General features: G+C 67.1%; 17 protein-coding genes. 11 read left to right on the top strand and 6 right to left on the bottom strand.

What is annotated here, in order from left to right:
- Positions 1-84: 84 nt before the first annotated feature.
- Positions 85-501, bottom strand: coding sequence for a hypothetical protein (locus AB0H61_RS05855; protein WP_357299654.1), 417 nt, complete (start codon positions 499-501; stop codon positions 85-87).
- Between the two features lie 146 nt (positions 502-647).
- Positions 648-965 carry a hypothetical protein gene (locus tag AB0H61_RS05850; protein WP_357299651.1) on the bottom strand — a complete coding sequence of 106 codons (318 nt, stop codon included), beginning with the start codon at positions 963-965 and terminating at the stop codon, positions 648-650.
- A gap of 548 nt (positions 966-1,513) precedes the next feature.
- Here AB0H61_RS05850 and AB0H61_RS05845 point away from each other — a divergent pair.
- From AB0H61_RS05845 to AB0H61_RS05835, 3 genes are all read left to right on the top strand, one after another.
- Positions 1,514-2,878 carry a DUF2252 domain-containing protein gene (locus tag AB0H61_RS05845; protein ID WP_357299648.1) on the top strand — a complete coding sequence of 455 codons (1,365 nt, stop codon included), beginning with the start codon at positions 1,514-1,516 and terminating at the stop codon, positions 2,876-2,878.
- Positions 2,879-3,080: 202 nt separating this feature from the next.
- Positions 3,081-3,974 (top strand): MoxR family ATPase, encoded by an 894-nt coding sequence (locus tag AB0H61_RS05840; RefSeq protein ID WP_357299646.1) that lies wholly within the window; start codon positions 3,081-3,083, stop codon positions 3,972-3,974.
- 1,012 nt (positions 3,975-4,986) lie between these two features.
- Complete coding sequence (locus tag AB0H61_RS05835) at positions 4,987-6,411, top strand: VWA domain-containing protein (protein ID WP_357299643.1); 1,425 nt, start codon at positions 4,987-4,989, stop codon at positions 6,409-6,411.
- 61 nt (positions 6,412-6,472) lie between these two features.
- On the opposite strand, the gene AB0H61_RS05830 is transcribed toward AB0H61_RS05835, so the two are convergent.
- From AB0H61_RS05830 to AB0H61_RS05815, 4 genes are all read right to left on the bottom strand, one after another.
- On the bottom strand, positions 6,473-7,465 hold the full coding sequence (locus tag AB0H61_RS05830) for an HNH endonuclease (RefSeq protein WP_357299640.1): 993 nt from the start codon (positions 7,463-7,465) through the stop codon (positions 6,473-6,475).
- Positions 7,466-7,597: 132 nt separating this feature from the next.
- The gene (locus tag AB0H61_RS05825; RefSeq protein WP_357299638.1) at positions 7,598-8,227 is read right to left on the bottom strand and encodes a DUF559 domain-containing protein; all 630 of its coding nucleotides are present in this window, start codon (positions 8,225-8,227) and stop codon (positions 7,598-7,600) included.
- Positions 8,228-8,608: 381 nt separating this feature from the next.
- Positions 8,609-9,628 carry a Gfo/Idh/MocA family oxidoreductase gene (locus AB0H61_RS05820; RefSeq protein ID WP_357299635.1) on the bottom strand — a complete coding sequence of 340 codons (1,020 nt, stop codon included), beginning with the start codon at positions 9,626-9,628 and terminating at the stop codon, positions 8,609-8,611.
- A gap of 65 nt (positions 9,629-9,693) precedes the next feature.
- Positions 9,694-10,698 (bottom strand): LacI family DNA-binding transcriptional regulator, encoded by a 1,005-nt coding sequence (locus AB0H61_RS05815; protein WP_357299633.1) that lies wholly within the window; start codon positions 10,696-10,698, stop codon positions 9,694-9,696.
- A 260-nt stretch (positions 10,699-10,958) separates the two neighbouring features.
- Here AB0H61_RS05815 and AB0H61_RS05810 point away from each other — a divergent pair, with 260 nt between their 5' ends.
- From AB0H61_RS05810 to iolD, 8 genes are all read left to right on the top strand, one after another.
- A complete protein-coding gene (locus tag AB0H61_RS05810) occupies positions 10,959-11,900 on the top strand; it encodes a TIM barrel protein (protein ID WP_357299631.1) in 942 nt (313 codons plus the stop codon).
- An 85-nt stretch (positions 11,901-11,985) separates the two neighbouring features.
- Entirely contained in the window at positions 11,986-13,020 is a 1,035-nt protein-coding gene (locus tag AB0H61_RS05805) for a sugar ABC transporter substrate-binding protein (RefSeq protein WP_357299629.1), read from the top strand.
- Between the two features lie 17 nt (positions 13,021-13,037).
- Complete coding sequence (locus tag AB0H61_RS05800; RefSeq protein ID WP_357299627.1) at positions 13,038-14,090, top strand: ABC transporter permease; 1,053 nt, start codon at positions 13,038-13,040, stop codon at positions 14,088-14,090.
- Positions 14,087-14,923, top strand: coding sequence for an ATP-binding cassette domain-containing protein (locus AB0H61_RS05795; protein ID WP_357299625.1), 837 nt, complete (start codon positions 14,087-14,089; stop codon positions 14,921-14,923). Before AB0H61_RS05800 ends, AB0H61_RS05795 begins: the two co-directional genes overlap by 4 nt.
- Positions 14,924-14,948: 25 nt before the next feature.
- Positions 14,949-15,887 carry a 5-dehydro-2-deoxygluconokinase gene (gene iolC / locus AB0H61_RS05790; protein ID WP_357299623.1) on the top strand — a complete coding sequence of 313 codons (939 nt, stop codon included), beginning with the start codon at positions 14,949-14,951 and terminating at the stop codon, positions 15,885-15,887.
- 126 nt (positions 15,888-16,013) lie between these two features.
- Complete coding sequence (locus AB0H61_RS05785; protein WP_357299621.1) at positions 16,014-16,907, top strand: aldolase; 894 nt, start codon at positions 16,014-16,016, stop codon at positions 16,905-16,907.
- A gap of 106 nt (positions 16,908-17,013) precedes the next feature.
- Entirely contained in the window at positions 17,014-17,901 is an 888-nt protein-coding gene (iolB, locus tag AB0H61_RS05780) for a 5-deoxy-glucuronate isomerase (protein ID WP_357299619.1), read from the top strand.
- Positions 17,902-17,950: 49 nt separating this feature from the next.
- Positions 17,951-19,789: a 3D-(3,5/4)-trihydroxycyclohexane-1,2-dione acylhydrolase (decyclizing) gene (iolD, locus tag AB0H61_RS05775; RefSeq protein WP_357299617.1), complete on the top strand. Its 1,839-nt coding sequence runs from the start codon at positions 17,951-17,953 to the stop codon at positions 19,787-19,789.
- Positions 19,790-19,835 lie beyond the last annotated feature (46 nt).

The raw sequence follows: 19,835 nt of genomic DNA, 5'->3' as shown, positions 1-19,835 counted from the left end.
GATGGTGCGCCCGCGTCGAATCCGGAACCCTGTTACGCGGAAACGGGTTGCGCTCCCGCGTGATCGGCGACTCGTGGTCGGCGGTTATGGATTGTGCGTGCCCGGGAAGGCCGGGGTCTGACCCGCACGATGCGGGCTATTGGGATTCGATGGATTCAATGGATGCATCGGATTGAGCGGGCTCGCCGGGTTCGTCGGATCATTGAGATCGTTGAGCCTGTTCCGGTTGTTCGGGTGGTGGGGACTCAGCGGATTCGCCGGATTGGCGAGGCTGGACGCCCACCGGATCCGCGCGCATTCGGCCTGCACCTCCGCATCGGAGATCCACTCCGGCTGGTCGCATTCCGCGAGCTGACCCGCCCGGATCTGCGACAACACCACATCGCGCGACAGGTGATCGGCCGCGGCGGGAATCGCCGAGAACACCAGGGGAACAGCGGCGATCGTGCCCGCTATGGCAGCGCGGGTCAGCAGCCGAGGTGACATCGTCAACGAGAACATCGAGGGACCTTTCTCATCGGCGGTTGGCGGGCAGACCAACCGGCCCGCATGGCGGGCCAACGACGGTGTGCCGCAACCGAACCGGTTGCGGCACACCGAGTAATCCCCGACCTCCGAGGCCCGCCGTGTCCGGGGCCGTATCGCTGCTAGCTGCTGCCGAACAGGCCGCGCGGACGGTGGTGACGCCAGGGGTTACGCCACGGATCGTGGCGGTCCCACCGATCGCAGTCATCCCAGAAGCTGTCCCACGGGTCGTAGCGGCGGTCGTCCCAGAAGTCCTCCCACGGGTCGTTGCCGCGGCAATCCCACCTGTTATGCCTGATCTCGGTGGCTTGCGGACCGGTGGCCTCCGGGGAGGCCGCGGCGGGGCCGGCCGCGACCAACGGGACCGCGGTGATCGCACCCGCGATCGCGACCCCCGCCAGCATCCGGCGCGAGGCGGCGGACTTTCTCGTCGTGAACAACGTAAATCCTTTCAACTCTTCGATATCCGGCGCGCGTCACTCGTGACGGACCGCCCGCGCAATGACGCGGGCAGGTCGGCATCGGTGTGCCCGTCGTCGCCGACGGGCCGCGACCGAATCTGCCGACGAAGCAGTGACCGCACGACCTACACTGTGCCGCACTCGGATTGAATGGTCACGGGTGGTAACACCACTCGCGGGAAGGTTCATCCGAAGGTATGACAGTGCGGCTTCCCCGGATACGGTGAAACCCCGAGTGGCGTGGGTGTGACCCCTCATGGTCGAAATCCGCTGCGGCGTAATGAAGCCGGGTGCTGTCTCGCCGCCGAGATCGTGGTTCGCGCGTCGGCCTTCTCGGGACGTGAGTCGGACGTCGGGGTCGCGCGAACATGCGGCGGAGCCGTTGGCGAGAGCAGACAGTCTGCGAATGGCTCAGCGAACTATTGGCAATTCTTCAGAGGCTGCCCGGGGTCGACATCGATGACACGCATACGGCCGCCGGGGGGAGATGTCTTGCGATGCCGCATCCGGAGCGCCAGACTGGGCAAATGACGAACGTGATCGAGGTAGCGAACGATCGTCCCGCCTCCGGCATCGGCCGCGAGGTCCGCAAGCGAGTCCCGCGTTCGGCACTCGGTGAATGGCGGGCACCGGCCGACCGCATCGATCCGGTTACCATCCTGGAGCAGCAGGCCAGGACCCGGCTGCCCGATCTGGTGCCCATCCGGTACGCGCGAATGGCCGCCGCGCCCTTCCCCTTCCTGCGCGGCGCCCCGGCGGTCATGGCCGCCGATCTGGCCGCGTCCCCGAGCACCGACCTCGGGGTGCAACTCTGCGGCGACGCCCACCTGTCGAACTTCGGGCTGTTCGGCTCGCCGGAACGCACACTCGTCTTCGACCTCAACGATTTCGACGAAACCCTGCCCGGCCCGTTCGAATGGGATGTCAAACGTCTCGCCGCCAGCGTCGCGGTCGCCGCGCGCGCGAACGGCTGCGATGACGCCCAAGCCATGCGCGCGGTGCTCGATGGCGCCCGCGGATATCGGGAATCCATGATCCGGCTGGCCGGGCTCGACGGTATGACGGTCTGGTACGAACAGGTCAACGCCGATGCGGTCGCCGAACTGGCACGCAAAACCAAGCGTCGCAAGGATGTCGAGAAGACACTGAATACGGCCCGTTCCAACACCAGCCTCCAGGCCTTCGTCAAACTCACCGAGCCGGGCGCGGACGGCAACCCACGTATCCGGCACAAGCCGCCGCTGCTGGTACCGATCGAAGAGCCGGAGGCGCTGGATGTCTCGGCGGTGTTCGCCGCCTACCGCAGCACCCTGCCGGAGGAGCGCCGGGTACTGCTGGACCGGCACCGCTTCGTCGAAGTCGCACGCAAGGTGGTCGGCGTCGGCAGTGTGGGCACCCGGTGCTTCATCGTCCTGATGGCCGACCGCGATACCTGCAGCCCGCTGTTCCTCCAGGTGAAAGAGGCCGAGGCCTCGGTGCTCTCGCCGCATCTCAGGCCGAGCAAATTCAAGCATCAGGGCCACCGCGTGGTGCAAGGGCAACGTCTCATGCAGGCCGCCAGCGACATCTTTCTCGGCTGGGCGACCGGTCCGCAGGGCCGCCACTACTACTGGCGGCAGCTGCGCGATATGAAGGGTTCGGCGGTACTGGAGAATTTGTCGCCGGGCGATCTGGCGAAATACGCCACCCTCTGCGGGCATACCCTGGCCCGCGCCCACGCCAGATCGGGCGACCGCGTCGCCATCGCCACCTACCTCGGCAGCGGCGACGCATTCGATCGTGCCATGGCACAGTTCGCGATCGCCTACGCCGACCAGACACTGATAGACCATCGGGCACTGATCGAGGCGATCGAATCGGGTCGAGTCGTCGCCGCGACATCGGGGTTCTGAGGATACGAACGCGGCCCGTGATGGACGTCACACTGTCCGTGCCGCGCGCGACGTTCGGCAGCGCGGAACAGGCTGCGGCGGTACTCACGGCGTTGTCGGGTACGACTGCGGGCGCTGCTGGCCAACCACCGTGCGGCCACCTACCGGCGGTGCCGGACGTCCGCGCGATACCGGAGCGAGTGCTCTACTACACTAGCTACTGATGAGTAGGTTCTTTGATTCGGTAGACCAGGTGACTCAGCGGCTCACCACCGCGGGCTATCTGCCGTCCACCGACATCGCCACCGCGGTCTTCCTCGCCGGTCACCTGGGCAAGCCCCTGCTGATAGAGGGACCGGCGGGCGTCGGCAAGACCGAACTGGCGCGCGCGGTCGCGACCGCGACCGATGCCGCGATGGTGCGCCTCCAGTGCTACGAGGGTATCGACGAGGCCCGCGCCCTCTACGAGTGGAACCACGCCAAACAACTGCTGCGCATCACCGCCACCGAGAACGAAGGCTGGGACAGCACCCGCGACCACGTCTTCACCGAGGAATTCCTCCTCCAGCGCCCCCTGCTCGCCGCCATCCGCAACCCTGACCCGACCGTGCTGCTCATCGACGAACTCGACAAGGCGGATGTGGAGCTCGAGGGACTACTGCTGGAGGTACTCGGCGACTTCCAGGTGAGCATCCCCGAACTCGGCACCATCACCGCCGTCCGCAAGCCGTTCGTCATCCTCACCTCCAACGCCAACCGAGACCTCTCCGAAGCCCTGAAGCGCCGCTGCCTGTACCTGCACATCGACTATCCGACAGCGGAATTGGAACGCGCGATCGTGCGCCTGAAGGTGCCCGAGCTGGATGCGGTCACCGCCGCGGCCGCTGTCGAGGTGGTCGGTGCGCTCCGACAGTTGTCGCTGCGGAAATCGCCATCGATTGCCGAAACCGTGGACTGGGCACGGACTTTGGTGACACTAGGTGCCCGCAATCTGACCAGCGGTGTTGTGCGGTCCACGCTGGGCGTGCTGTTGAAGTATCAATCCGACCACCGCATCGCCGTCGAACGTCTCGCGCTTGGTGCGGATGTGTTGCCCGGCAAGGACACCGAGCAGTGACGTCGGCATATCGACTCGACGCGACTTACACCTGCGCGGATATCGCTGCGTTTGACGGGCGGTCGACTGCGCGTGCTTGCGCCGCTCAGGTCCCGTTGTCGCAGAAGCGCTTCGGCCTGCGCGCACCTGCCGGTCGCCGAATGACTACACGAGGAATCGTGCCGATCCGTGAAGTCCGCGAGATCGACCGGCAGTTCACCGGTGTCTTGCATGCATTCGCTGCGCGGCTGACGCGGCGTACCTGTGCCGCTCGGGTCCCGTTGCCGCGGACTCGCTTCGGCGTTCGCGCACCTGTCGGTTGTCGGAGGGGTGTACGAGGAGTTGTGCGGATCTGCGATGACTGTGAGGTCGACCGGCGGTTCACCGGCGTCCTGCCTGTATATGCCGCGCGGCGGATGGCGCGCGCTCGCGCTGCTCGGGCGATGCCGCGTGCCTGCGTCGCTCGGGTCCCGTCTTCGTGGGAGCACGTGCGCGACGCGATCGGCCATACCGGCGAGGGCCGGACGAGCGGGCCTATGGGCCGCCGACCGAGCGGCCAGGTCCGGAACCGGCATCGGGGCGGCAAGGAGCCTTTCACACCCACGGGAATTGCGCCCATTCCGCTGGTGCTGGAGGCCGCGTGGACGTTTGCGGCGGGGGCGTCAGCCGATCACGCTGGATCTGAGCCGCCTTTCGCGCCCATACGAATTGCGCTCATCTCGCTCGCGTTGGAGGCAGCGGGGGCGTTTGCCGCGGAGGCGTCGGCTGATCACGCTGAGTCTGAGCCGACGCCGGGATCGATGGCATCCGCGCCCTCGCCCGCCTTGCGGAGGATGGACCGGGCGCTGGATGGCGGCGCCGAGTGGCGTCCGAGCTGTCCGGTTCTCACGCCCACCATGTGGCTCACAGCTCGGCGTGTCACACCGCAATTCTCTGCGCGCGAGGCAAATCCGTGTGCGGTATGCCGGAAACAGCACCCAGCGGGGCTGGACGAAAGATGGCTCGGTCACGTGGTGCGGCCCGGGAGCGCGCGATGACCGCGCCGCCCCGGCGTGAGCAGCGCGCCACCGACCAGCCGGTCCAATCGATGACCGACCGTCTCGTCGACTTCGTCAGCATCCTGCGCGAGCACGGCATCACCGCGGGTCCCAGCGAAACCGTCGACGCCGCCGAAGCGATTCGCGCGCTCGGCCTATCCGATACGAACCGCCTCCGCTCCGGCCTCGCCGCAACCCTATTGCGCCGCAATGGCCAGCGCAGCGTCTTCGATCAGCTCTTCGACCTCTACTTCCTGGGCCCGGGGGAGACCCAGCCGATGCTGCCCGAGACACCGGAGTCTCTCGATTCGCTCCGCGACCGTCTCGTATCGGCCCTCACCCAGGATGACCGTGCTGCCACAACCGAACTCGCCCGCCAGGCCCTCACCGAACTCGGCGGCTACGGCGGCGCGGGCACCGGCCAAACCTCCGGCCCCGTGTCCGCTGCTTCCGGCATGGGTTGGTCCTCCTACTTGACCATGAAAACCCTTGAGCCAGAAGACCTCATCGATCGCATCGTCGACGGCATGGGCGGCACCAGCCAACTCGACACCACCGTCCACACCATCGAAGCCCAACGCCGCGTCGACGCCTTCCGCACCGCGGTCCAAACCGAGGCCCGCCTCCGCTCGGCCCAACTCCGCGGCACCGACTACATCGCCCGCCGCGGCATCGAATCCGCCACCGACCAGGTCGACTTCCTTGGCGCCCGCGAACAGGACCTCGCCGAAATGCGCCGCCTGGTAACCCCTTTGGCTCGCAAACTAGCCACCCGCCTCGCCGCCCGCCGCAAGAAATCCGTCCGCGGCCAGATCGACATGCGCCGCACCCTCCGCCGCTCCATGGCCACCGGCGGCGTCCCCATCGACCCCGTCCTCCGCGCCCGCAAACACGGCCGCCCCGACCTCGTAGTCCTAGCCGACCTCTCCGGCTCGGTCACCGGCTTCGCCGAATTCACCCTCCAACTCGTCCAGGCCCTCCAAGACCAATTCAGCCGAGTCCGCAGCTTCGGCTTCATCGACACCTGTGACGAAATCACCTCGTACTTCACCCCCGGTGAACCCCCCACCCCCGGCCTCTCCACCCGCATCATCCGGGAATCCCGGGTCGCCCGCTTCGGCAGCAGCAACTACGGCGAAGCCCTCCAAGGCTTCACCGACCACTACCTGGACGCCCTAGGCCCCCGCACGTCGCTGTTGATCCTCGGCGACGCCCGCACCAACCGCACCGACCCGAATCTCGAAGCCCTCCAACTCATGTGCGACCGTGCGAAGCACACCTACTGGCTCAACCCGGAGCCCGCCCGCTCCTGGTCCACAGGCGACTCCGCCGCTGGGGTGTACGCCGAGCACGTCACCATGCACGAATGCCGCAACGTCAAACAGCTCACCGAAGTAGTCGCCCGCCTATTGCCTGCTTGAGCCAGGTATATGGCAGCAATCTGACCCCAGGACGTTCAGCGATTCGGTGAACGGACAGTCACTATTGCGTCGGGGAGCCGTCGGCGGGGTCGAAGGCTTGCTGGACCCGGAGCACCGAAACCGGCTGGGCCGGCCAGGACTGATCGTAGGTAGCCCCGCTGTTATTGGTTTCTTCGAAATCGGCAAACCGCTCCGCCAACCGTTCCGGCGAAGGCTGATCGGCCTGTCGACGGGGCCTGAAGATGTCCGCGCCATCCATTTCTTTCAGGGCGTATTTGAGCGTCGGACTGTCGCCGGGATCCGCCATGAGCTTGGTCCCGATATGGATTTTGCCCGCGGGTGATATGCCGAGCAGATTTGCATCGTAAGCAGCATGGTGGATCTTGCAGAGGCAAAGCCCGTTGTCGACCTCGGCTGTGCCGCGCTCTTCGGTATCGCCAATGATGTGTGCAGCGTCGAGGAGTTGCCCATGCCCCAAGTTACATACGGCGCATCGGGTCTCGTAGGCGAGGAGGACTCGGCCGCGGAACTGGGGCTGGTGCAGGCGCTGTCGGGCGGTCCGTTCGGCGTATGCGCGTTTGATCGGGTCTTGGTGGCCGTCGGCCACAGGTTGGAGATTCGGATCCAGTGCGAGGATGAATTGTGCATTCGCAGAGTCGTCCGCGACGACGTAGACCGGGTACACGGGAACGAAGCGGATCAACGTTCCAACCTTGATCCAGCGCAGCCAGATGATGGGGAGTTCCAGCTCGAAGGCGCGCCGCAACTTCGCGTTGTCACCGTTATGGTTCCCTTCCCGGTATGCGTAGGCGTAGCGGGACTCACCTACTTCCTTGTCGTGATAGTTACTGTCAGGCTTCGTGAGGATGGACACGGTTGCCGCGAACGCTCGAGGATTCCATATCCCCTTGTTGCGATCGATCAGGCGGTACGCAGTGCCATCGACGTCAAAACTGGTGAGCTGATCTCGGGTCAGCGAACCCTTCTCGGCGACTTCCTCATCCAGTCGCTCGAAGATCCGCCTCCGCAGCTCCTTTTCCTCCCCAAGGTCCACAAGTGGAGTGTGCCATGTTCACAGGGGCAGTGAGTCGCGGAGGATCACATTGGGCGGTTGTGGGCTGGTCTGCGCGGACAGTTTCGACGGCCGCGGACCGGGAATCGGGCAATTGGGCGTGGGACTGTCCGCTCAGCCCGGTCGGGATGCTCGCCGCCGCCGGACCACCGCGGCTACCTCGTCCGCGCAGGCGTCGAGCGCGGTGTACACATCCGCGGCGGCGTAGCGGAGAATCAGCCATCGGTCGAGTAACAGTCGGTTCTGGCGGCGGCGGTCACGGCGGAATACTCCGGGCTCGCTGTGGAATTCGCGGCCATCGATCTCGACGATCGTGCGTGAACGTTCGTCTACCAGATCGCAGACGTAGGGGCCGATCGGATGGTTGGGCAGCAGGTGTACGTGTCGTCGGGCCAGGGCTCGAGCGAACAGTCGTTCCGGTTCGGACGCGGCGTGGATGGCAGCTTCGCCGAGTTGCTTTCGTGCGGCGGGGGAACCGCGCCGACCTGCACGGCAGAGCTCGAGGATGTCGCGGGCCGCGACGGTACGGCCGACGTTGTCGTCGATCAGCCGGGCCGCGTCGTCACAGGGTAGGACCGCCGCGCAATCGAGCAGCGTTTGGGCCGCACTGACGGTGGGCAGGTCCCACATCTCATCGTGGACCTCGAAAGGAAGATCGCGACGGTACAGCGCGAGCCAGTCGGGAGTCTTGCGATGTATCGCGGGGGGCACCGTGGCCTCGAGGATGTCGGGTTCGGGCAGCATATTACGGAGCCAGGCTGCTGTGCGGTGGCTCAAACGGGCCGCCGGTAGCCATGCGACGATCGCCGTACACCGTGCCAGCGCGGTGGGAGCCCCGAGACAGTATGTGCGGGGCAGCAACCGGGTATACATTCCGCGACGACAGCGCTCATCGATCGTCGCCGAAGGCACCCCTTCAGCAAGCAGCTCGCTTCGGGTGCGTATGTAGCTCATGGGTGCACGATGCCGTAGCGGTGCGGGTGCACTTCAGAATTGACCAGGGGGAAGGTTCGCCTGTGGAAAGGTTCGGGGCTGGGGAGAACTGTAGTGGGCGGACAGTTTTCATGCGAAGTCCCCGAAAACTGTGGAAGTGGCGTCAAAACTGTCCGCGTAGCCCAATGCGCCCTACTTCCGAACCTCCGCCACCCGCACCGGTCGGCGCTCACGGCGTGAGAGTTCGCAGGCTTCGGCGATGTAGAAGGCCTCGAGCGCGTCGGATGGACTGCACGGGCTTTCCAGATCCCCGGTCGCGACGGCGACGAAGGCGGCCAGTTCGTCGGTGTATGCCTGCCGGAAGCGCTCCATAAAACTGGGATAGGCGGGGAAGACGGATCCGGAGTAGTCCGGTTCGACCGAGCGGAGGGGTGCGCGGTCGTCGAGACCGACGATGGCGTTGCCTTTGGAGCCCAAAACCTCCAGCCGGACGTCGTAGCCCGCCCCGTTGTATCGGGTGAGGGAGATAGTGGCGAGGGTGCCGTCGTCGAGGGTCGAGACGACCGCGGCGGTGTCGACGTCGCCCGCGTCGACGAAGAATTGGTCGCCGCGGTTGGCGCCGACGGCGTAGACCTCCACTATCTCGCGGCCGGTGACCCAGCGGATGATGTCGAAATCGTGGACGCCGCAGTCGCGGAAGAGGCCGCCGGAGCGGGGGATGTAGTCGGCGGGTGGGGGTGTGGGGTCGAGGGTGGTGGCGCGCAGGGTGTGCAGCCAGCCGAGGTCGCCGGAGGTGACGGCGGCGCGGGCGGCGCGGTAGCCGGCGTCGAAGCGGCGTTGGAAGCCGATTTGGACGGGGACGGTGGAGTTTTCGAGGTGTTCGAGGACGGCGAGGGTGCCATGGATGTCGGCGGCGACGGGTTTTTCGCAGAAGACGGGGATGCCGCGGTCGACGGCGCGGGTGATGAGTTCGGGGTGGGAATCGGTGGCGGTGGCGATGACGAGGCCGGTGAGGTCGGCGGCGAGCAGGGTGTCGATGTCGGGGAGGGCTTCGACGCCGAGTTTGGCGGCGGCTTCGCGGGCGCGGGGAGCGTCGATGTCGGCGACCAGGACTCGGTCGATATGGGGGAGATTCTTGAGGGTTTCGGCATGTGAGGTGCCAATGCGCCCGGTACCTGCCAGGCCAAGGGTGACGGTGCGGTCGTGTGTCATCGACTCTCCTCCTGCTGGTGTGGTGGTGATCGGTGTGCCCACCCGCGAACGGCGGTGGGACCGGTTCAGTTGGTGGGTGCGGCGGTGGTCGCGCGGACGACGAGCGAGGGTTCCACGCGGCGGCGGACCGGGTCGGTGCGGCCGTCGCGCAGGCGTTCGGCGAGTGCTTCGACGGCCAGTCTGCCCATCTGGATGCGGGGCTGGTCGATCGTGGTGAGGGAGATGTGGCGGAGTGCGGCGAGCGAGGTGTTGTCGTAGCCGACGATGGAGACGTCGTGCGGCACCCGCAGACCCGCTTCTTCGAGGGCGGACATGGCGCCGACGGCGTTGAAGTCGTTACCGCAGATCAGTGCGGTGGGGAAGGTGTCGCGGGAGAAGAGATTGAGCAGCTTCCGCACGGCGGCCATGCCCGCGGAGTCGGTGTGCTCGCTGGGGACCACCATCGGTTCCAGGCCGTGTCGTTGCATGGCGGTGCGGTAGCCGCGCCGGCGAGCGGCGGAGGTGAAGGCGGCGCCGCCGTCGAGGTGCACGATGCGGCGGTGGCCGAGGGCGACCAGGTGGTCGACGGCGAGCGCGGCGCCGATATCGCCGTCGTCGTTGACGGTGTCGATATCGGCGACGGTGGAGCTGCGCGACACCAGCACGACCGGACCCTGTTGTGCCGCTTGCCGAATGGCCGCGGCGGGCAGTACGGGCGACAGCAGGATGATGCCGCCGGGGCGGAAGGCGAGCAGGCTTTCCAGCGCGGTGCGTTCCCGGGCGGCGCTGCGGCGGCCGGTGTTGAGGATGAGTTCGAAGCCCGCGTCCTGTGCGGCGGCGTCCATCCCCTCGACCACATCGGCGAAGAAGGCGTTGCGCAGGTCGGAGACCATGACCCCGACGATATTGGAGGTGCGGCTGGCCAGCGAGCGGGCCATGGTGTGCGGCTGGTAGCCGAGATCTTTCGCGGCGGCGAGGACGGCGCGGCGGCGGTGCGCGCTGACCTTGGGGGAGTCGCGCATGACGAGTGAGACCAGGGCCCGTGAGACGCCTGCGCGAGCGGCGACGTCTTCCATGGTCGGTCGCGCCATTTCACCTCCGCTCCTGGTCCGGTCCTGCCTACCGTGACGGACGTTACAAGGTTGGCGCGTGCCAATCAATAGAGCGCTCTAATCGGACGAACTCGCCACTTCGGTCCGGCGGCATTTTGCCTGTAGGTCAACATTTTCCGAGGTGAGAGGAGGCAAATCGCCGGTGATCGACCCCCTTGACACACTGTGGCCTTCGTTACATAGTTGGAGCGCTCCAATAGTCCTGAGTCACACTCCACGTCGAAGGTCGGAGAGTCCCGATGAACACAGCGCCGCGCAGTGACTCGATGACGGGCGGGCCCGAACCGCTCACCGCGCTGCGCATCGCGGCCGCGCCGATCTCCTGGGGAGTCTGCGAAGTCCCCGGCTGGGGTCGTGTGCTCGACCCGCGGACCGTGCTGTCGGAGATGGCCGCGCTCGGGCTCACCGCGACGGAGCTGGGCCCACCGGGTTATCTACCCCGCGATCCGGTCCGACTGCGCACCCTGCTCGACGGCTACGGCATCGCGGCGATCGGTGGGTTCCTCGCCCTCACCCTGCACCGCGAGCCCGCGGGGGCGGTCGATACCGCACGGGACACCGCCGCCCTGTTCGCCGCGACCGGCGCCGAGGTGCTGGTGCTCGCGGCCGCGACCGGGCTGGACGGCTATGACACCCGCCCGCGGCTCACCGACTCCGAGTGGCGGACCCTCGTCGGTACCGCGGCCGCCATCCGTGACGTCGCCGCCGAATACGGACTGCGCGCCGTGCTGCATCCGCATGTCGGCACCCATGTCGAACGCGAGGACGAGGTCGAGCGCTTCCTCGCCGACTCCGATCTCGATATCTGCCTCGACACCGGGCATCTGCTGATCGGCGGCACCGACCCGGTCCGATTGGCGCGGCGGCACGCCGTTCGCATCGGCCATATCCATCTCAAGGATGTTCGTGCCGCCGTTGCCGATGAAATACGCGGGGGCGGAATCGAATACAGCGAGGCCGTGCGCCGCGGACTCTATGTCCCGCTGGGTGACGGCGATGTCGACATCTCCGCACTGGTGCGCGAGATGCACGCGGGCGGATACCGCGGCTGGTACGTCATCGAGCAGGACACGGCCTTGGGCCCGGACGATTCGGGGCAGTCGCCGAGCCGGGACACCAGCCGCAGCCTGCGTCACCTCGCGGACATCGGTGCCGCGCTGATCTCGGCACATATTCGGTAGGGAAGTGATGACAACGATGCCTGTGCGATCACAACGTGGTCCCGGATCCGGTAGAAGAGTTTGGATTCCCGGGTTCTCGGGACGCGTGGGTGCGACCGCGCAATCGAATGGCATAGCACCGCACGGCAATCGGCGTTTCACTACCGGAAGGTCGAGTGCCGCACGTCTGCTGCCGTGGCTGGCGATCGCCGCGCTGCTCGCGGCATGCAGCGGACCGGGGGCCGATGTTCCCGCCCCGACCCAATCCCCGGTTGCCGCAGGGAAATTGGAGTCGGTCGCGGTGGTCACCCACGGCAGCCCCGGCGACGCGTTCTGGAATGTGGTGAAGAACGGCGCCGAGGCGGCGGGTAAGGAGTTGGGTGTCGGCGTCGAGTACAACTCCTCCGGTGACCCCGGCCAGCAGGCCAAGCTGATCGATAACGCGATCGCGCAGGGCGTGGACGGGTTGGTGGTATCGATGGCCAACCCCGAGGCATTGCGCCCCTCGATCGAACGGGCCGTCGCGGTGGGCATTCCGGTCATCACCATCAATTCCGGCGAGAGTGACAGCGCGAAGTTCGGCGCGGCCGCCCATGTGGGGCAGAGCGAGGCGCTGGCGGGGCAGGCCGCGGGTAAGCGACTCGCCGACGCGGGCCGCACGAAGATGTTGTGCGTCATCCACGAGGCGGGCAATATCGGCGCCAACCAGCGATGTGACGGCGCCACAAAGGCTTTCGGCAATGCCGCCACATTGCAGGTCGATATCAACAATCCGACCGACGCTCAGTCGCGGATCAAGGGCGCGCTGGAGGCCGATCGGTCCATCGACGCCGTACTCACCCTGAACTCCCAGGTCGCCGCCCGCGCGGTGGATGCCGTGCAGGAATCGCGTTCGGCCGCGACGGTGGCCACCTTCGACCTCAATACCGATGTGGTCGAGGCGATTCGGGCGGGCAAGCTGCTGTTCGCCGTGGACCAGCAGCAGTACGAGCAGGGTTATCTGCCGATCGTGCTGTTGCAGCTGTATCGAACCAATCTGAACACCGTCGGTGGCGGCGCACCGGTGCAGACCGGGCCCGGGTTCGTCGACAAGAACAATGTCGACGCCGTCGCCACGCTCGTGGCCCAGGGCACCCGGTGAGGCCAGGAGCGGATGAAATGACCACTGCCACGAAAACCTCGGAAACAACGCCCGTCCCGGAGCCCGCGGGACCCGCGCTGCTACAGCGGCTGGCGGTGCGGCCCGAGATCGGCGCCGCACTGGGCGCCCTGCTGGTGTTCGTCTTCTTCTCGATCATTACCGACCGCTTCCTCAGCCCGCTGGGCGTCGCGACCTGGTTGGACGATTCGTCCACGCTGGGCATCATGGCGGTCGCGGTGGCGCTGTTGATGATCGGCGGTGAGTTCGATCTGTCGGCGGGCGTGCTGACCGCGTCCACGGCGCTGGTCACCGCGCTGTTGGCGGTGGAGGCGGGCTGGAACGTCTGGTTCGCGCTGCTGGTCTCGCTGGTGTTCGCGCTGACCGTGGGCGCGTTCAACGGCTGGGTCGTCGTGCGCACCGGGCTACCGAGTTTCATCGTCACCCTCGGCACCTTCCTGGCGTTGCAGGGCCTGAATCTCGGTGTGACCCGGCTGGTTACCGATACCGTGCAGGTGTCCGGGGTGCGCAGCGCCGACGGCTACGAATCGGCGGGCTGGGTCTTCGCCTCGACTTTGAATATCGGCGACGCGCGTATTCAGGCGTCGGTGGTCTGGTGGATCGTGCTGACCGCACTGGCCTCGCTGGTGCTGGTGCGCACCAAGTTCGGTAACTGGATCTTCGCGGTAGGCGGTTCGCTGACCAGCGCGCGGGCGGTAGGGGTCCCCGCGGACCGCACCAAGATCCTGCTGTTCATGACCACCGCCTTCGCCGGTTGGGTGGTCGGCTCCTGCAATATCCTGCGCTTCGGCAGCGTGCAGGCGAATCAGGGCGTCGGACTCGAACTGCACTACATCATCGCGGCCGTAGTCGGCGGGTGTCTGCTCACCGGGGGCTTCGGCTCGGCGATCGGCGCCGCGATCGGTGCGCTCATTTTCGGCATGGCGCGGCAGGGCATCGTGTTCGCCCGGTGGGACAGTGACTGGTTCATGCTGTTCCTGGGCGTGCTGCTGCTGGCCGCGGTGCTGGTGAACAACAGATTCCAGAAGCGAGCCGAAAGGGTACGCCGATGAATGCGGTATCGCGCGATTCGATAGGGGGCGGTGGCCGGGAGGCGGGCGGGCATGTCCCACTGATCGAAGCGATTGATATCGGCAAGAGCTACGGCGGTGTCGTTGCGCTGCGGGATGTTTCCACGGTGGTGAATGCCGGGGAGGTCACCTGCGTGCTCGGCGACAACGGCGCGGGTAAGTCGACGCTCATCAAGATTCTGGCCGGGGTACACCAGCACGATCGCGGCGAGCTGCGCATCGATGGTGAGCCGGTCCGATTGTCCTCGCCGCGTGCGGCTTTGGATCGTGGCATCGCGACGGTCTACCAGGATCTCGCGGTGGTGCCGTTGATGAGTGTGTGGCGCAATTTCGTGCTCGGCTCGGAGCCGACCGTCGGCTACGGCCCGTTTCAGCTGCTGGACCGGCGCAAGGGCCGCGAGATCGCGCGGCAGGGTTTGGCGGATATGGGAATCGATATCCGCGATATGGAGCAGCCGGTCGGGACGCTGTCCGGCGGTCAACGCCAGTGCGTGGCCATTGCCCGCGCGGTGCATTACGGGGCCAGGGTGCTGATCCTGGACGAGCCGACCGCTGCGCTGGGCGTGAAGCAAGCGGGCGTGGTGTTGCGGTATGTCGTGCAGGCTCGAGATCGCGGGCTCGGCGTCGTGTTGATCACCCACAACCCACACCACGCCTATCCGGTCGGCGACCGCTTCCTGCTACTCGAGCGCGGCAGTGTGCTCGGTTCCTATGCGAAGTCCGACATCGATGTGCAGGAGCTGACCCGGCAGATGGCCGGTGGCGCGGAACTCGATGCGCTGCGGCACGAACTGGAAAGAGTGGTGGCCCCGTGAGCAGGTGCGCAATGGCGGTGGTGCGATGACCGGCTTGGAAGCATTGACCATCGGCAGAGTCGGCGTGGATCTGTACCCACAGCAGAGCGGCGTCCGGCTCGCCGAGGTCGAGACGTTCGCAAAGTCGCTGGGCGGCACGGCAACCAATGTCGCCGTCGCGGCGTCGCGGCTCGGCAGGCGCAGTGCGGTACTGACGAAGGTCGGTCCCGATGGGTTCGGCGATTACGTCCGCGGTGCCCTGGAGGATTTCGGCGTCTGCGCCCGCTACGTCGGCACCGCGCCGAATCTTCTCACCCCGGTGGTCTTCTGCGAACTGACCCCGCCCGCGGATCCGCCGTTGCTCTTCTATCGCGCGCCCATCGCGCCGGATCTCACGCTGGAACCGGGCGAAGTGCCATGGGATGTAGTGGATTCGGTGCCGCTGCTGTGGGTGACCGGCACCGGTGTCAGCGCCGAACCCGGTCGTACGACGCAGCGCGCGATCCTGGAGCGCCGCGCCCGCCGGGGGCATACCGTCTTGGACCTCGACTACCGGCCCATGTTCTGGCCGGACGAGACAACCGCCCGAACAGAGATCGGCTGGATGCTCGATCACGTGAACGTGGTGGTCGGCAACCGCACCGAGGCGCGGGTGGCCGTCGGTACCGCGGATCCGGATGCGGCGGCCGACCGGCTGCTGGGTCGCGGCGTGCGCCTGGCGGTGATCAAGCGCGGCGCCGAGGGGGTGCTCGTCGCCACCGAACACGAACGCTGGACCGTGCCGCCGTGCCCGGTCGAGGTGGTGTGCGGGCTCGGCGCGGGCGATGGATTCGGCGGCGCACTGATCCACGGACTGCTGGCGGGCTGGGGTCCGCATCGCATCGCGACCTTCGCCAATGCGGCGGGTGCACTGGTGGCGTCGCGACTCGCCTGCGCCGACGCGATGCCGACGAGCGCGGAGATCGAGGAGTTGCTGTGTGGATGAGCCGGTGGACCGCGCTGGGCGGACATCATTCGGCAGAACTGTCGGATTTTCGCACGTGAGGGCGAAAAGTGGACGCGTAGAACAGAGGCCGTGCCGCGCATGACCGATCGAGACCGAGGAGGTGCGATGTATCTGACCGATGAGCGCTGGCGGGAGCTGTTGCGCGTCCGCGCGACCGATCCGGCGGCGGTGGACCGGGCCTACTCGAAGCGGATCCGTCGCCGGACGCTGCTGGCGGACAAACAGACACTCTTCCTGGTTGCCGCCGACCATCCGGCCAGGGGCGCGCTCGGCGTCGGTTCGGATCGAACGGCGATGGCAGATCGGAGGACCCTGCTGGAGCGGCTGCTGGTCGCCCTGGCCGATCCGGCCGTGGACGGTGTGCTCGGATCCCCGGATGTGGTAGAGGAATTGCTGCTGCTGGACGCCTTGGACGACAAGGTGGTGATCGGTTCGATGAATCGCGGTGGCTTGGCCGGCGCCGAGTGGGAGATCGACGACCGCTTCACCGGCTACGACGCCGACGCCCTGGTGAAGTTCGGCCTCGACGGCGGCAAAATGCTTCTGCGCCTGGTCGATTCCGATCCGGGCACCGTCCCGACCCTGCACGCATGCGCCCAGGCCGTGTCGGAACTGGCCGCGCACGGTCTGATGGCCATGGTGGAACCGTTGCCATACCACCGCGACGACTCCGGCCAGCTGGTCATGAGCAAGGACGCGCCTTCGCTGTCGCGCGCCATCACGGTCGCTTCCGGGCTCGGTGTCACCTCCGCCTACACCTGGCTGAAAATCCCGGCACCCGAGGACAGCTCGGTGCTGGATGCGACCACGCTGCCGGTCGTCGTGCTGGGCGGCATCCCCTCCGGCGACCCGGCCGCCGATCTCGCGGCCTGGGGCGGCGCGCTGACCCACGACGTGGTCCGCGGTTTGGTCATCGGTCGCACGCTGCTCTATCCGCCGGACGGCGATGTCGCCGCGGCCGTCGATGCCGCGGCTCGCATGCTGAAGGAGGCCCGATGAGCCCCTGTCGCGCACGTCCGATCCCCGCGACGGTGCACCGCTGCTTCCCGAGCCGAACTGCCGGGTTTCACAGTTCGGTCGCGGGCGTAGCGCGGGAGGAGATCGGATGAACCTTCATCGACCCGCCGGAACACTCGGCGACGGAGCGGATCCGGTGCTGCTGACTCCCGAGGGCGCCGGATGGAGCTACGCCGGGCTGCGGGTGGTCGTCGTTGCCCCCGGTACCTCACGCGCCCTGCACACCGGCGAATTCGAGGCCTTCGTGCTGCCGCTGGCCGGTTCGGGCACCGTGCGCGTCGATGGCTCGACGTTCGAATTGCGGGGCCGTGAATCAGTTTTCACGAGGGTGACCGACTTCGTGTATGTACCGCGCGACGCCGAGGTCGAGCTGTCGAGCATGACCGGCCTGGAGGTCGCCCTCCCGATGGCCCGGTGCGAGCGCCGTCTCGCACCGAAATACGGCCCGGCCGAAGAGGTTCCGGTCGAGATCCGCGGTGCGGGCAGCGCGACCCGCCAGGTCACCAATTTCGGCGTTCCCGGAGTCTGGGAGCATGCCGACAAACTCAACGCCTGCGAGCTCATCACCCCCGACGGCAACTGGTCCTCCTATCCACCGCACAAGCATGACGAGGCGAGTGAATGCGAGGTCGTCAACGAGGAGATCTACTACTTCCGTATCGCGGGCCGCGACGGAATCACCCCGTCCCGGGAGGGTTTCGGCCTGCACCGGACCTACACCGTCGACGGCGCACTCGACGAGACCGTCGTGGTCCGCGACGGCGACGTCTTCCTGATCCCGCACGGCTATCACGGCCCGTGCGTCGCCGCACCGGGCTATCCCATGTACTACCTCAATGTGCTCGCCGGTCCGGCGCCGCAGCGCTCCATGGCTTTCTGTGACGACCCCGCGCACGGCTGGATTCGAGGACAGTGGCGCGACGAATACCGCGACCCGCGCTGTCCGGTCACCGATCATCACGGCAGGCGAGTATGAGCGTGGCTCTCGCCCGGCATGCGTCCACCGACTATCGAGGACGGGTCGAATGAAGCTGACCACCGCCCAGGCCCTGGTCGCCTGGCTGATCGCCCAGCGTTCGGAAACCCTGGACGGTCGCGAAGTCCCCATGTTCCCGGCGGTTTTCGCCATTTTCGGGCATGGCAATGTGCTCGGTCTGGGTACCGCCCTGCAGGAACGGCGTACCGAGATCCCGGTCTGGCGCGGACATACCGAAGAGGGCATGGCCCTGGCGGCCGTCGGCTACGCGAAGGCCACCCACCGCCGCCAGGTGGGCGTGGCGACGTCCTCGATCGGTCCCGGTGCGCTGAATATGGTCACCGCCGCCGGTGTCGCCCACGCCAATCGCCTCCCGCTGCTGCTGCTTCCTGGTGACACCTTCACCGGTCGCGCGCCGGATCCGGTGCTGCAACAGGTGGAGAACTTCGGCGATGCGACCGCCACGGTGAACGATGCCTTCCGCGCGGTGAGCCGGTACTTCGACAGAATCACCCGCCCTGAGCAGCTGATCGCGACCCTGCCCCAGGTGGCGCGGGTGCTCACCGATCCGGCGGAGACCGGACCGGTGATCCTGGCTCTGCCGCAGGATGTCCAAGCCGAAACCTTCGACTACCCGGACGCGCTGTTCGAACCGGTGCTGCATCGAATCCCGCGCCCCCGCGCGGATATTCATGAGGTGGCCGCGGCCGCACAGGCGCTGGCATCGTCGCGGCGGCCGTTGCTGGTGCTCGGTGGTGGCGTCCGCTATTCCGGTGCGGCCGCGATAGCGGTGGAATTCGCCGAACGACACGGCATTCCGATGACCGAGACGACCGCGGGCCGGACCCTGGTGTCGCACGACCATCCGCTCTACGCGGGCCCGCTCGGCATCACCGGCTCGGAATCGGCGAATATCCTTGCCGCCGAAGCGGATACGGTACTGGCTGTCGGCACCCGGTTGCAGGACTTCACCACCGCGTCCTGGTCGCTCTTCGGGCCCGATGTCCGGTTGATCACCGTCAATACCGCGCGTTTCGACGCGGTGAAGCACGGCGCCCTAGCCGTCGTCGGTGATGCCGCCGCTACGGTGCCCGAGCTCGCGCCTGCGCAGTGGCGGGCCGACCCGGAGTGGACGCGCCGCGCGGCCGAACTACGCGGCACCTGGGACGCGTACATCGATGAACTCCGGGCGGCCACCACGGGGTCGCCGACGTACGCCCAGGTAGTCGGCGTCGTCAATGAGCTCAGTGCCGCGAACGATTACGTCATGACCGCCTCCGGAGGATTGCCCGGTGAGCTGATCGGCGGTTGGCGCGCATACGGCGGGGCGCCGACGATGGATGTGGAGTACGGCTTCTCCTGTATGGGCTACGAGTTGGCGGGAGCCTGGGGCGCGGCCATGGCGCACGACGGGGGTCTGGTCACCACCATGCTCGGGGACGGCTCGTATCTGATGCTGAATTCCGAGCTCTTTTCGGCCGCCTTCGCCGGCCATCCATTCGTGGCCGTGGTCTGCGATAACGACGGCTACGCGGTGATCGCCCGGCTCCAGGAGAGCCAGGGTGGCGCTCCCTTCAACAACTTCTACCCCGACTGTCGCACCAACCACACCGCGCCGCCCCGGGTCGATTTCGCCGCGCATGCCCGCGCACTGGGTTGCTCGGTCTTCTCCGCGCACGATCTCGATGGCTTCCGCGACGCCTACGCGGGGGCGCGGGCCGCGGCGATCACCGAATCGCGTCCCGCGGTGGTTGTGGTCCGCACCGCCCCGGCCGCCTGGACCGAATCCGGAGCATGGTGGGAAGTCGGTGTGCCGCAACATCTTTCCGGCCGGGCCGGATACGACGCGACGAAGCCGTTACAGCTACGCTACCTGCGTCACCGATGAATCCGAACCGGTGAAAAGGCGCCCGCGAGGCCGGTCACAACGATGG

Source organism: Nocardia sp. NPDC050710 (assembly GCF_040654375.1).
In the GTDB taxonomy this organism is placed as follows: domain Bacteria; phylum Actinomycetota; class Actinomycetes; order Mycobacteriales; family Mycobacteriaceae; genus Nocardia.
The sequence above is the reverse complement of the archived record's forward strand: the minus strand, read 5'-3'. Positions and strand labels throughout refer to the sequence as shown.